The sequence below is a fragment of the Methylotuvimicrobium buryatense 5G genome (genome assembly GCF_000341735.1).
Classification (GTDB): Bacteria; Pseudomonadota; Gammaproteobacteria; order Methylococcales; family Methylomonadaceae; genus Methylotuvimicrobium; species Methylotuvimicrobium buryatense.
In genome coordinates, this window is record NZ_KB455575.1 from 335,809 (window position 1) to 349,947 (window position 14,139).

A 14,139-nucleotide genomic window follows, 5' to 3' on the forward strand; every position below is an offset into this window, starting at 1 on the left:
TTGACTGACTAAGCGCCAGGATTGGTTTGTCTTGAAAATTTCAAGCTTCATCAGTCAAGCCGCTATCAAGCCGAGATATTTCACAAAAGGTTCGAAATCACGGTCGATGTAAAGAAGAGGAAGTCGGTACTCGATACAATAAGTCGCAATGATGACATCATTCGTTTTTCTGATAGTGATGCCTCTTTTGCGTAAAGTTCGAAAGTTTTGCGCGCATTTTTCGACCATGCCGCTATTGAATATGGAGTATTGATCGATCGAGGCCAATCTTTCTTTGGCTATCTGATAGTCCTTATCGCTTTTGAAACCTTGCAGTATTTCCAGAAAAATCAGGTCGGCAATCGCAACTGTGCCCTCGATTAGCGCGGCATCCAGTGCGTCGGTTTGAGCATTGATGTTGCCGTTGAAATAATCTATCCAGACACTGGTATCGACCAATATCATTTTCCACCTCGCATCTCGTCCAGATTCCCCTCCCATTTGAGTCGGCCTCTCAATTTGCGAATAGCTTGTTGGTTGCTGCGCTGAACGATCAGTTTAAGACCTTGCTCCACGACTTCTCTTTTGGTTGTCAGACCGCTTGCCTTGAGGGCTTCGGTCATGAGTTCATCGTCGATTACTATATTGGTTCTCATGGGATTGCAATGTGTGTAAAAGCAGATAATTTACACATTTAGAAGCTCGATTGATACAATATGCGTTTTTTCATATATACTATGTTCACTATGCTGACACCGGTCCAATTTTTCAAATGCCTTGCCGACGACACCCGTCTGCGCTGCGTGACCTTGCTGCACCTTGAAGGCAAACTCTGCGTCTGCGAATTGACGGCGGCCTTGGCTCTGTCGCAGCCGAAAATCTCGCGGCATTTAGCCTTGTTGCGTCAATCCGGTTTGTTGCTCGACAGCCGCGAAGGGCAGTGGGTGTTTTACCGTATCAACCCGGATTTGCCGGGCTGGGCCTATCCGCTGCTCGACGACGCGTTGAAAGCGGTTCAATCGGGCGTATCCTTCGGAAACGATCTGGATCGCCTGCGGCAGATGGGCTGCCGTCCGGAAATGGCGTTTTGCGACTAAAAATTTTGATTTAAATATATGCTTATTCGAATAACAAATTATTAATAACTACCATTTAGGATCAAACATGCTAAACATTCTGATTGTCTGTACCGGTAATTCCTGCCGCAGCGTCATGGGCGAAGCCCTGTTCAATCATCACGGCCAGGGCCGCATCCAAGCCTTTTCGGCCGGCAGTCATCCGATAGGACGGATCAACCAGGGCGCGCTGGCGACTTTGAAGCGTCACGGCTTGCCGACCGAAGGCTATCAAAGCCAGTCCTGGGAGGATTTCGAGCATCAGCCGATGGATATCGTGATCACGGTCTGCGACAGCGCACACGGCGAAACCTGTCCGGTTTATCTGACCAAGGCAGTACGGGCGCATTGGGGGGTGTCCGATCCGGGCCATGTCGAAGGCAGCGAGGAAGAGAAAATTGCCGCGTTCGAGCAAACCTTCGCGACGCTGGAGTTGCGCGTCAAGACCATGCTTGAGCTGCCGTTGGAAGCGATGCCGCGCGACGAATTGACCCGTAAACTCAACGAAATCGGCCAGTTGTCGGCTTGAGAGCCGTGAGGAGGCATTATGACCGAAAAAACACATGATATAGGCTTTTTCGAACGTTACCTGACATTGTGGGTGGCGCTGTGCATCGTCGTCGGCATTCTGCTCGGCGTGTTCGCACCGGAGTTTGCGAAGACACTCGACGGTATGAGTATCGATGTGAATGGCGCGCCGGTCGTGTCGATACCGATCGCGGTGTGTCTGTTCTTCATGATGTATCCGATAATGGTCAAGATCGACTTCGCCGAAGTCGTCAAGGCCGGCAAAAGCATCAAGCCCGTGTCGCTGACCTTGTTCGTCAACTGGGCGATCAAGCCGTTCACGATGTACGCCATCGCCACGTTATTTCTGGGCGGTGTGTTTTACGAACTGATCGGCGCCGATGCGGTCGATCTGGTCAAGATGCCCTTCGGCCTGGATTTGCCGGTCGGCAGCGAATACGGTTCCGGTACCGTCGTGTTGCAAGACGGCATCAAGATGCTCGAAGTGCCGCTCTGGCGCAGCTATCTGGCCGGTTGCATTCTATTGGGCGTCGCGCCCTGCACGGCGATGGTGCTGGTTTGGGGATATCTGGCGCGCGGCAATGCCGGTCACACGCTGGTCATGGTCGCGATCAACTCGTTAGTGATGCTGTTCTTGTTCGGCCTGATCGGCGGCTTTTTGCTCGGCGTCGGCGAGTTGCCGGTGCCTTGGGAAGCTCTGTTGCTGTCGATTGGCATTTACGTCGCGCTGCCGCTGTTCGCCGGCTATTATTCGCGCAAATGGATTATCGCAAGTAAGGGACCGATTTGGTTCGAAAAGAAATTCTTGCATCTGTTGACGCCGGTTACGATCGGAGCGTTACTGTTGACGCTGGTCTTGCTGTTTTCGTTCAAAGGCGACGTGATTACCGCGAATCCGTTGACGATTCTATGGATTGCGATACCGTTGACGATTCAGACTCTATTGATTTTTGCGATCACCTATCTGGGCGCGAAATTGTGGGGTTTCAGTTATGAAAACGCCGCGCCTTCTGCGCTGATCGGCGCGTCGAATCATTTCGAAGTCGCGATCGCAACCGCCGTGATGCTGTTCGGTTTATCGTCCGGCGCGGCGCTCGCCACCGTCGTCGGCGTTTTGATCGAAGTACCGTTGATGCTGGCCTTGGTCGGTTTCTGCAAAAAAACGAAAGGTTGGTTTTCCGAAGAGACAGTCAAGCAATCAAGTCGGTAAGGCGGGTTTTATTTATACCTATCGCACTTCAAATTTCGGCATTAGCGTATGGAGGCGTCTGGGTGTTCGGCAAAGGCTTTGGCAGCATGGATGCTGTCCTAGAGCCTACATGGACGTATTCACGGCGTCCTTTGACGGGCACCCCGACGCCGAAATTTGACTAGCAAAGGGTATAGTCGTCTGTAAATCCGTCATAGTTTAATAAATTTTTTCAATTTCAAAAGGGTGAATAACTATGAAAAACATCGAAATATTCGACCCGGCGTTGTGCTGCAGCTCCGGCGTGTGCGGCGCCGATGTGGACGAAGCATTGGTGACATTCTCGGCCGATGTGGATTGGCTGAAACAACAGGGCGGAAACATTGTCCGCTACAACCTGTCTCAGCAGCCGATGGCGTTTGTCGACAACAAGGTCGTCAATGGTTTCCTGGAACGTTCCGGCGAGCAAGGGCTGCCGCTGGTGTTGGTCGACGGCGAAATCGCGCTGGCCGGACGCTATCCTTCCCGGGAGGAATTAGGGCGCTGGTGCGCCATCGAGATTGTGCCTACCGAAAGCAAGGCCGCCGCTTCCGCTTGCTGCAAACCGGGTTCCTGTTGATTGCCGATCATGAATTTTTTACAGCAGCTTCCAAAGTTTTTATTCTTCACGGGCAAAGGCGGCGTCGGTAAAACTTCCTTGTCTTGTGCCACGGCGGTGCATCTGGCCGATGCCGGTAAGAAGGTATTGCTGGTCAGTACCGATCCCGCGTCGAATGTCGGTCAGGTTTTCGGCACCGCTATCGGCCACCGCATCGCGCCGATTTCTGAGGTCGGTAATCTCGAAGCACTGGAAATCGATCCGGTGCAGGCGGCCGCGCTGTACCGCGAGCGCATCGTCGGTCCGATACGCGGAAAATTGCCGGAATCGGCGGTCAACAGCATCGAAGAGCAATTGTCCGGCGCCTGCACGACCGAAATCGCCGCTTTCGACGAATTCACCGCTTTACTGACCGATGCCGAACTGATCAAACGTTACGATCATATCGTCTTCGATACCGCGCCGACCGGACACACGATTCGCCTGCTGCAATTACCCGGTGCTTGGGGCAACTTCATCGAAAGCAATCCCGAAGGCGCTTCCTGCCTGGGGCCATTGGCCGGGCTCGAAAAACAGCAGCAACGCTATCAACAGGCAGTCGCGGCCCTCTCGGATCCGTCGCGCACGCGCTTGGTTCTGGTGGCCCGCGCTCAGTCCTCTACTTTACAGGAAGTGGCGCGAACCAGCGGCGAGTTGGCCGACACCGGTCTGAGCAATCAATATCTGGTAATCAACGGCTGCATGCCCGAATCCGAAATCTCCGATCCTTTGGCCGAGGCGATCTTTCAGCGCGAAAGCCGAGCGCTCAAATCCCTGCCTGAGCCATTGCGTGAATTGAAGACCGATTACACCCGCTTGTTGCCTTGCAATTTGGTCGGCCTGAATGCATTGCGTTCGTTGTTGAATGAGGGTCATCAGACCGCCGAGGCGACCGACGGCAATTATCAATTACCCGACCTGCCTTCGTTGCAGGCGATGATCGACGAGATGGCTCAACCGGGTCACGGCTTGATCATGCTGATGGGCAAAGGCGGCGTCGGCAAAACCACGCTGTCCGCCGCGATCGCGATAGCTCTGGCCGAGCGCGGTTATCGGGTGCTTCTAACGACGACCGATCCGGCTGCACATTTGACCGAAACCCTGGCCGGCGAGATAGACAATTTGACGGTTAGCCGCATCGATCCGCAAGCGGAAACGGAACGCTATCGTCAACATATCCTGGAGACCAAAGGCAAAAAACTCGACACTCAGGGTCGAGCGCTGCTCGAAGAGGATTTGCGTTCGCCGTGCACCGAGGAGATCGCGGTATTTCAAGCCTTCTCGGGTGCCATCCGCGAGGCCTCGGCGCATTTCGTCGTGATGGATACCGCGCCGACCGGGCATACCCTGCTATTGCTGGATGCGACCGGATCGTATCATCGTGAAATCGCCCGGCACATGGAAGGCAAGTCGTTGCAGTTCACGACGCCGATGATGCGTCTTCAAGATCCCGAACAAACCAAGGTGTTGATCGCGACATTGGCCGAAACGACCCCGGTACTCGAAGCGGCGAACCTGCAGGAGGATCTGCGCCGGGCCGGCATCGAGCCCTGGGCCTGGATCGTCAACAGCAGCTTGGTAGCGGCCCGGCCTACCTCGGCTTTGCTGCGGCAACGCGCAAACGAAGAGCAACAGCAATTGGCCTTGATACGGCAAGACCATGCCGAGCGACTGGCCATCGTGCCCGTGCAAATGCGGGAGCCGGTCGGCGTGGAGCGTCTGCGAGCCCTGTTGTCATCAAAATAATAATGGATCAGGCAAAGGAAAATTAAAAAAGTATTGACAAGCGATTAACTATTGATATTTGGTTCTTCGCTTTGTTGTTCCAGCCAGGCTCTCCATACCGCCAATAATACCGCTAGGATGATTGGGCCTAAAAATAACCCGACCGCTCCGAAAGAAGCCAAGCCGCCGAGAACGCCGAAAAAGACGACTAAAAAAGGAACGCGGCCCGCACCGCTGATAATAATCGGACGGACAACGTTGTCGATAGTACTGACCACTAACGAACCCCATAGAAGTACACCTATTCCATCCGAGACCCGGTCGATAAAAATTAATGTGGTGCCGATTGGTATCCAAACCAAAGCGGCCCCCACCATCGGTACCAAAGCCAGTAAGGCAGTAATTGCGCCGAAGAGGGCAGGGGCCTGAACATCAGCGATATAAAAGCCCAAACCGGCTAAAAGTCCTTGACTCAATGCGGTAAGAACCAAGCCGTAAACGACGGCGCTAGTGGTATTGGCGATAGCGTGTAGGTAAATATCTTGATGTTTGCCGAGAAATTGCACCAAACCTTTATGGAGTTGCTCCATAACATCTTCACCATCTCTAAAACAAAAAAATAGCGTGACAGTTACGATCCCGATTTTCATGATGTAATAACCGAGTCCCCCCATGATTTTACCCAGATAACCTAGCGATTGCCTTGCCAAGTCGGTTATCTGTGCGGTAAGGCTAGCCCGGTCGCTAATCAGTCGATCTAGCCAATCTTGCAAATAATTGCCTAGCCAGGGAATGCGTTTGATAGGTTCAGGTAATTCGTAAGGGCCTTGCAATAAATTAAATGCCAATGCCTGATAGGCGATTTTAATTTCTTCTTGTAGGAGTGTGGCAAGTCCGAATACTGCCAGGATAATGATCATGGCAATGATGCCGGTCATGATCGACGCGCTGAGATTGCCGTTATCTTTTAATGAAGTGCGCAGCCGCCGATAAGCCGGCCAAGTCGCATAGGCAATGATGAAAGCCCAAGTTAGCGATAATAAAAATTCGCTCAATACCCAATAGCCCAAGAGTAATAATCCGGCCAATAAAATACCGGGAATTAAATAGCGTAAAGGCGAATTAGCCGCAAAATAATTCATCTGCGCTCGATAAAAGATGTCATGAAATAATCGTTCATCATATCATCGTTATTGCAAAATGCCTGATTTCGGTGAATGGGGAGGAATTACTAATCATTTTTCAATGAAAGTATATTTCAAGCGTTAAATTTACGTACTACTCCCTTTTTTTTCTTAAGTGGTTTTTTAATCAAAAGGGAGTAGAACATTATCTCGCTTATTGTAGCCTTAGCTGTGTCTCGAAGGTTTTCCCGTTTCGCCATACTAAGATTTTAATTGCATCGCCGGCGCTGTACTTATCCAACATATCCAATAAGGTTTCCATGTCTCGGACCGATTTATTTTCTACAGAGAGGATAATATCTCCGGGGATGATGTTGCCGGCATCATCGATGGAACTGCCTTTCAGTCCGGCCTTGTCGGCTGGAAACCCCTGCTTGACTTCCAAAATCAACAAGCCTGTCACCCCGAGATTTTGCGTGATCATCGCGCTGATACGGTTGTCGGAACCGATACCGATGACCGGTCTGATATAGCGCCCTTTGTCTATCAGCATCGGCACGATTCTATTAATAGTGTCGACCGGCACGGCAAAACCAATGCCGGCGCTGGCGCCGGATGGACTAAAAATGGCGGTATTGATACCGATCAATCGGCCTGCGCTATCGAGTAAGGGCCCGCCGGAATTGCCGGGATTGACGGCAGCGTCGGTTTGAATCAAGTCATCGTAGGTTTGGCCTGGACCGGGCGCTATCGAACGGTTGAGAGCCGAGATAACGCCGGTAGTCAGTGTATGATCCAAACCGAACGGATTGCCGATTGCAAAGACCGATTGCCCGACCTTGAGCTCCTTGCTGGAACCGATAGGGATAGGCGTAGTTTTGTCGAAAGGGACCAAAATACGGAGGACGGCGAGATCGTGCTCGGGGCTCGTTCCGACCAACGAAGCGCGAAGGTTGCGTTGGTCTTGAAGGCGGACCCAAGCTTCCGAGGCGCCGGCCAATACATGATGATTGGTCACGATAAATCCGCGTTCATCCCAAAAAAAACCGCTGCCGCTGCCTCTGGGGACGCGTGTAACATCTCGCGTCCAGGGGTTGACGCGTCTGCCGATCGTGCTGATATTGACGACCGAGGGACTGGCTTGCTCAAAAATCGATATCGTGGTTAATTCCGTTTCGGTGAGGGTGCCGCGCGGCGTGACGGCTCGCGGCTCAGCGCTTTTCGGGCTGAACAGCGTTGGATAATGCTGCAAAATATAGACAGCGGCAAAAAGAATGATCGCGCCGAATACGGCCAGACGGATCAGTCTCAATAATTGAATGAATAAAGTGGATGGCATGGTGTATTGGCGGGGCATTTGCTATTAAAGTTATGGCAAACTTTATCAGGAATTACGTAAAAGGGTTAAAGCTATTGCATCTGAACGTTGCTATGCCGGCATGTACTCATTGTTAGCATTGAACATAAATTATTCGAGCAATCTAGCCCGTCAAAGGACGCCGTGAATGTCGATTTTGCAGGAGCAAAAATCGACCTAGCACCCCGGTGCCTTCTTAGGCACTGCCAAAATTTGAAGTGCGAAAGGTATAACTTCTACCATGAAGAAAACAACACCTCGCTAAGTATAAAAACGTTCACGATATTCGGGATCAAAACGCATAAATCATTCGCCAAGATCCAAGCCAATTGGTTTCTTTGCGATTGGCTTGGCTTAAGCCTACGCCGAATTGTAATGTTGCGTGATTGGTGATATCCCAATGAATTTGCGGCATCAACAAATAAGTCCAGTCGGACTTTTCGCGAAACTCATTATTCATTTCAATGCCAAAAGTTAAATCCTGGGAATAATCATAAAACCAAGTCGTGTTGAATAAGCCCACGAAATGCCCGTCGCGCTCCATATCGTCGCGCCTCATTCCGATCATATTAAAATTGCTGATCTCGGAATTAAAGCGATAACCGGCCAAATACAGTGCATCGATGGAATATTTTTCGGTATCGCGGTCGTGATAACCGATCATTTGCCAGCCGTGTATGAAGTGATCGTTAAAACCGGTGCCGATCGTGCCTTGCAGACCTAGTTTGTATTCGCTTAACCTTAAATTGTCGAAAGGCAGTTCAAATTCGATGGCAAAGTCGTCGAATAACCCGAATTCGAATTCCGGCGCCCATTCGGTATTGCCAGTACGTAGCGAGTGCTCGGCTAGCACGTTAACTTCAGCATCGCCTTGCCTGACTCCGAGCGGTCGCACCATATCGAAGACCATCGGTTCGGGAATATGGGGGGCGCCGCTACTGAGCGCGGCATCGCCTTCTTCGGTTCTCATCGTTTCGGCACTGGCCGTTTGGATAGTATGTAAGCAGGCGAGGGCGGTTAGCAGAATGATATTGAATGGCGAAGCCGGTGAGTTGGTTGAATGCATGGTTTCTCCTGAACGCAAAACGGAATCCTGTAAAACAAATAGGTTTGAAATTTCTCTTTAAAAAATTTTAGACAATAAACGATTAAACTTACATCTTGCTTGCAAGATTATCATTCCAGCAATTCTCTGTGAAAGCATTGTTATCGTGTTTACTCTTTTCATACTGAAAAATCATGCGACTTCATGGAAGGTGTGGGGTGAGTCTGCATCATAGGCGTTAACTTAAGAAAATAACGCGTCCCATGCCGATATGACGAATAATGCACCATAGAGTAAGCACTAAATTGGCGCTTATGGGGTGTGCCTGTTGAGGAACGCCTTAAAATCAAGCGGCGCTTTTGACGGCGTTCTTGCTGTCAAAAGCTTCCACCGTCTCCCTCTGTGCCTCCGATAAACCGGCTCACTTCTGTGTTGGTCATTGATCATTCAATGGCGGCATAAACCCGTCGGAATTCCGATTACCAGTGTAACGCCCTAAGTATGGGGAATTTTTTCCGTTGATGTTCTTGCATTCTTATCATGACATTAATCAGGGCCTGCAGTGCATCGAGAATATAGGGACCTTTGTTCAACATCACGCATTCGGCACGAACCGCCATCGCTGCATCGGTAAATTCGGGGCGCGATTTAGCGCCTTTTTTGGCAATGGTTTCCAAGACCTGTGTCGCCCAAATAACCGGTACGTGAGCGGCTTCGCAAAGCCATAGCAATTCTTCTTGGATTTCGGCGAGCCGAGCGCTACCCAATTCCACAGCCAAATCGCCTCGAGCGATCATGATGCCGAGACTGTGCCGGCCTATCGTGCCGAGAATGATCTCGGGCAGATTTCTAACGGCTCGGTTGGTTTCTATCTTGGCGATGATCGGTAAATCGGTCGCGCCGCGTTGCGCCAATTCTTCGATCAAACATTCCATATCGGCAAGAGATTCGACAAACGAAAAGCCGATCATGTCGGCGTGCGTACAGGCAAAGTTGAGATCCTCTCTGTCTTTATCGCTTAAAGCGGGTAAGTCGAGTTCGGTTTCGGGAAAATTAATGCCTTTATCGCTTCGTATCGTGACGCCATTGCTGCGAGCGTGAGTGATTTTAAGCAAAACGCCTGCCTCGGTTAGCTTGTCAACCACGGCACCCACTTTACCGTCGTCTATCCAAACCGCTTGGGTGGGTTGGAGTTTGCTAATGGCTGAAGACAATGTACAGCCGATTTGAGCCGGTTTTATCGGTACGCCACTTTCGTCGTACTGTGCCGGTGCACCGTCGATGCCGTGATCGGTCAGCAATAAAAAGTCGTCCTTGAAAACCTTGATCAATTTCGGAGCGCCGGAAAACTCGCCTAAACGATAAACAACCTCGGGAATGTTTTCGTTTTCGGCAATAGGCGGCATCCAAGTAAGATCGCATCCTGAGGGTAAAAAAGCCGGCTGGCCGCAACAAGCCAACCATGCTTGTTCGGATATCGGCTTCTCAATCGTTAGCATACGTTGTTTGCCGCGCGCATCGACGAAACCGAGGCGGTGGCCTGCGGCCAAGACCTTAAATAATTCCGTTGGGATGGCGACTCGAAACAGCGTGTCTTCGCCTTCGAGTAACGGTTCCGAGCATGCCGCATCGAACAATACGATTCGTCCAGGTTCGACGACGTTACCGTAAGCGTCCCGCTTGACCTTGATGTGATGGATCGCGGGACCGAGCTCAATAGGTCCGGTTCTTATTTTGTGTCCGGCTAAGTCCATCAAGATACGGCAATCCCTCCCAATTTCGACTTCGGCGCGGCGGATGTTTCTGATCATGGAATGCCAGATAATGGGTTCGTCGTGGGCGCAATTGATCCGTGCGCAAGTCATGCCCTTCGAAAGCAGCGCCTTGATTAATTTGTAATCCCATGCCGCTTCGCTTGCAAGCGTGACCATGACATGGGCTTTGCTGTTTTCGAAATGCGAACCGAACAATTCGACCGTGTGTTGATCGAGTAGTTGCTGACCTCGATTGAAGCCGAGTTCGCTGGGGTTTTTACCGATTGCTTGATAGCCGGGGTCGAGCGCTCTATGCAATAAATCTATGACCGTATCCAGTGTCGACATGACGGACGACTCGGCGCGGCCCAATGAGGATAGCCCCGCTTGGGCGAGCCGTTCCTGTAAATGGCGCAGATCGAATTGCCGAAGCGCCAGGTAGTGAGCCAAGTTCGACGCGCTTTTCGTCAAAACGCCGGACCGGTAATACTGCGTGTAATTTTGTAAGCGCTTCTCGGCATTGAGGCCGACTTTATGCCGGATTTCCGCTATGTCTTGGAGCAATTGGGACAAAATTTCACGATAGGGGTCGTTATCGAACGGGAAGGAATGATCTTTAGCGGTCGTAGTCATGATTAAGCATCAAAAAAATGTTGCGGCGAGACGGTGTTCGATTTTAGCCGTGCTTTTTGACAACTTGATGAACCTTCGGGCTATCGTTGAATCGGCCAAGTATTCAATCATCTGTCATGTTGTTGTCATATTGAGGCATTAAAGTTTCTCGTATATCCATTTCATCATTATTTCCGAATATCATGAATAAACAACTTCTCGTATTTGCCGCGTTAGCCTTAATGACCGCTCATTTCACAGCTTCGGCTAGGAACGTGCGCGACAATATTGTTATTGTCGGTTCTTCGACCGTTTATCCTTTTACCACCGTGGTCGCCGAGCAGTTCGGCAGAATGACTCGATTCAGGGCGCCGATCGTCGAGGCGACCGGTTCCGGCGGCGGTTTGAAGCTGTTCTGTGCGGGCGTTGGTGTAAGACATCCCGATATCGCCAATTCTTCACGCAGAATCAAGAGTTCTGAATTCGCGGATTGCCAAAAGAATGGGGTGAGCAGCATCGTCGAAGTCAAGGTCGGTTATGACGGTATCACAATTGCTCGTTCCAACAGAGGAAAAGCGTTTGATTTAACGTTGAAGCAGTTGTTTTTAGCATTGGCGAAGGAAATTCCCGATCCGGATGGTTCCGAAAAAACCGTTCCCAATCCTTATACTAATTGGCGGCAAATCGATCCTTCATTACCTGATTCCGCTATCGAAGTCATGGGGCCGCCGCCGACTTCCGGCACGCGCGATGCGTTTGTGGAATTAGCGATGGAGGGCGGTTGCCAAGCCTTTCCATTCATCAAAGCTTTGAAAGACAGTAATGAAAGCGCCTATAGAACGATGTGTCATTCGATACGAGAGGATGGCGCGTACGTTGAAGCCGGTGAAAACGATAACTTAATCGTGCAAAAGCTGGATACCAATCCGAATGCTCTGGGGATATTCGGTTTCAGTTTCCTGGACCAGAACACCGACAGGCTTTTCGGGTTGAAAATCGATGGTGTCGAACCTGATTTCGATGAAATCGCTTCCGGTGCATATCCGGTTTCCAGGTCGATGTATATTTATGTAAAAAAAGCGCATGTTCCGATGATACCGGGGTTAAAAGAGTTTCTGGAGGAATTTACCAGTGAAAAAGCCTGGGGCGAGGAAGGTTATCTTACAGATAAAGGCTTGATTCCAATGCCGGTAGATGAGCGTAAGCGATTTGCCGATGATGTCCGGAATTTGAAGGAATTGGAGATGTGAAGGGAAAGGTGAAAGGTGAAAGGTGAAAGGTGAAAGGTGAAAGGTGAAAGGTGAAAGGTGAAAGGTGAAAGGTGAAAGGTGAAAGGTGAAAGGTGAAAGGTGAAAGGTGAAAGGTGAAAGGTGAATCGGGGCTTGACAGCTACTCGAAATGCTGAATCATTTCACTATTCACTATTCACTATTCACTATTCACTATTCACTATTCACTATTCACTATTCACTATTCACTATTCACTATTCACTATTCACTATTCACTATTCACTATTCACTATTCACTATTCACCGCTTACCGCTTACCGCTTACCGCTTACCGCTTACCGCTTACCGCTTACCGCTTACTGCTTACCGCTTACCGCTTACTGCTTACTGCTTACTGCTTACTGCTTACTGCTAACTAAATCTTAACCAACGACGGTAACTGATTTTTCAAAAGACATGCAAACCCCTTATTTATTGTTTACTTTGCTGATTATAAGCATCCTCGCTTATTTTATCGGCAAGATGCGGTCGGCGACCGTTGTTGAAGGTGCGCTCCGGGAATTGCATTCCTTGCCTGCGTATTACGGATATTACACTGCGCTTTGGGGATTGATACCGGGTTTGTTCATTATATTGACCTGGTTGTCGTTCGAACCCGCATGGTTGTCTTATCAAACCGTTGCGGCACTACCGGAGGAAATCCAAAGTCTGCCGAGCAGCAAGCTGAATCTTCAACTCAACAAAATCAAAAATTTTGCCGCAGGCATGCAGGTTGCCATACAGGTCGATCCAATCATCGCCGAAGCCGCCGAACGCTATAACCAACTCCGAAAAATTAGTAGAACCACGTTGACCCTCGTGGTTTTAATCTGCTCCCTGGCCGGTATTTGGTTGGCGCATAAAAAAATCAGCAAGGATTACCGGGCCCGTAACGTTGTCGAAAAGATCATGACCGGGCTCATGATATTAGCTTCGACGATCGCAATATTCACGACCGTCGGCATCGTCGCATCGGTAGTATTCGAATCGTTATTATTTTTCAGGCAAGTGCCGTTTTTCGATTTTTTGTTCGGTTTGGAATGGAGTCCTCAGACGGCCTTACGCGCAGATCAAATCGGATCTTCCGGCGCATTTGGCGCGGTCCCGTTATTTGCGGGCACTTTGCTGATTTCGTCCATCGCCTTGATTGTCGCGGTGCCGATCGGCTTAATGTCAGCCATCTATCTCTCGGAATTTGCCGGTTCGAAACTTCGTGCTACGGCCAAGCCGACGCTGGAAATTCTCGCGGGTATCCCGACTGTCGTTTATGGCTTTTTTGCCGCGTTGACAGTTGCGCCATTTATTCGCGAAACCGGCGAATCATGGGGTTGGGTCGTGTCATCGGAAAGCGCTTTGGCTGCAGGCTTGGTGATGGGCATCATGATTATTCCGTTCGTATCTTCGTTATCCGACGACGTCATCAATGCCGTGCCGCAGTCTTTGCGCGATGCGGCCTATGCCTTGGGCGCCACGCAAGCCGAAACGATCAAACAAGTGATTTTACCGGCTGCGTTGCCGGGTATTGTCGGCAGTATTTTGTTGGCGGCTTCAAGGGCCATCGGCGAAACGATGATCGTAGTCATGGCGGCGGGATTGGCTGCCAACTTGACGGCCAATCCGCTGGAAGCGGTCACGACGGTGACGGTGCAAATCGTGACCTTATTGGTTGGGGATCAAGAGTTCGATAGCCCGAAAACACTGGCTGCGTTCGCGCTGGGTTTGATGTTGTTTGTCGTGACCTTGGCTTTGAATGTGATTGCATTGCATATCGTTAGAAAATACCGGGAGCAATATGAATAATCGGA

General features: G+C 50.4%; 13 protein-coding genes. 7 read left to right on the forward strand and 6 right to left on the reverse strand.

Annotated features, from left to right (window positions below):
* Positions 1-54 precede the first annotated feature (54 nt).
* Entirely contained in the window at positions 55-444 is a 390-nt protein-coding gene (vapC, locus tag METBU_RS0101580) for a type II toxin-antitoxin system VapC family toxin (RefSeq protein WP_017838952.1), read from the reverse strand.
* On the reverse strand, positions 441-635 hold the full coding sequence (locus METBU_RS0101585) for a type II toxin-antitoxin system VapB family antitoxin (protein ID WP_014148330.1): 195 nt from the start codon (positions 633-635) through the stop codon (positions 441-443). Before METBU_RS0101585 ends, vapC begins: the two co-directional genes overlap by 4 nt.
* 90 nt (positions 636-725) lie before the next feature.
* On the opposite strand from METBU_RS0101585, the gene METBU_RS0101590 reads away from it, so the two are divergent.
* The 5 genes from METBU_RS0101590 (at position 726) to arsA (ending at position 5,194) form a co-directional block, all read left to right on the forward strand.
* Positions 726-1,076, forward strand: a complete 351-nt coding sequence (locus METBU_RS0101590; protein WP_026129967.1) for a metalloregulator ArsR/SmtB family transcription factor — start codon at positions 726-728, stop codon at positions 1,074-1,076.
* A 67-nt stretch (positions 1,077-1,143) separates the two neighbouring features.
* Entirely contained in the window at positions 1,144-1,623 is a 480-nt protein-coding gene (locus tag METBU_RS0101595) for an arsenate reductase ArsC (protein WP_017838954.1), read from the forward strand.
* Between the two features lie 18 nt (positions 1,624-1,641).
* On the forward strand, positions 1,642-2,832 hold the full coding sequence (gene arsB / locus METBU_RS0101600) for an ACR3 family arsenite efflux transporter (RefSeq protein WP_014148333.1): 1,191 nt from the start codon (positions 1,642-1,644) through the stop codon (positions 2,830-2,832).
* A gap of 235 nt (positions 2,833-3,067) precedes the next feature.
* Positions 3,068-3,430, forward strand: a complete 363-nt coding sequence (arsD, locus tag METBU_RS0101605; protein WP_017838955.1) for an arsenite efflux transporter metallochaperone ArsD — start codon at positions 3,068-3,070, stop codon at positions 3,428-3,430.
* A 9-nt stretch (positions 3,431-3,439) separates the two neighbouring features.
* A complete protein-coding gene (gene arsA / locus METBU_RS0101610) occupies positions 3,440-5,194 on the forward strand; it encodes an arsenical pump-driving ATPase (protein WP_017838956.1) in 1,755 nt (584 codons plus the stop codon).
* Positions 5,195-5,238: 44 nt separating this feature from the next.
* Here the strand turns inward: arsA and METBU_RS0101615 are convergent, their stop codons facing one another.
* From METBU_RS0101615 to METBU_RS0101630, 4 genes are all read right to left on the reverse strand, one after another.
* Positions 5,239-6,315 (reverse strand): AI-2E family transporter, encoded by a 1,077-nt coding sequence (locus METBU_RS0101615; RefSeq protein WP_017838957.1) that lies wholly within the window; start codon positions 6,313-6,315, stop codon positions 5,239-5,241.
* A gap of 196 nt (positions 6,316-6,511) precedes the next feature.
* Positions 6,512-7,636, reverse strand: coding sequence for a S1C family serine protease (locus tag METBU_RS0101620; RefSeq protein WP_017838958.1), 1,125 nt, complete (start codon positions 7,634-7,636; stop codon positions 6,512-6,514).
* Positions 7,637-7,946: 310 nt separating this feature from the next.
* Complete coding sequence (locus METBU_RS0101625; protein WP_014148338.1) at positions 7,947-8,720, reverse strand: hypothetical protein; 774 nt, start codon at positions 8,718-8,720, stop codon at positions 7,947-7,949.
* 458 nt (positions 8,721-9,178) lie between these two features.
* Entirely contained in the window at positions 9,179-11,086 is a 1,908-nt protein-coding gene (locus tag METBU_RS0101630; RefSeq protein WP_017838959.1) for a pyruvate kinase, read from the reverse strand.
* 182 nt (positions 11,087-11,268) lie between these two features.
* Between METBU_RS0101630 and METBU_RS0101640 the strand changes: the two genes are divergently transcribed.
* Positions 11,269-12,315, forward strand: a complete 1,047-nt coding sequence (locus METBU_RS0101640) for a PstS family phosphate ABC transporter substrate-binding protein (protein ID WP_017838961.1) — start codon at positions 11,269-11,271, stop codon at positions 12,313-12,315.
* A gap of 436 nt (positions 12,316-12,751) precedes the next feature.
* A complete protein-coding gene (gene pstC, locus METBU_RS0101645) occupies positions 12,752-14,134 on the forward strand; it encodes a phosphate ABC transporter permease subunit PstC (protein WP_017838962.1) in 1,383 nt (460 codons plus the stop codon).
* Positions 14,135-14,139 lie beyond the last annotated feature (5 nt).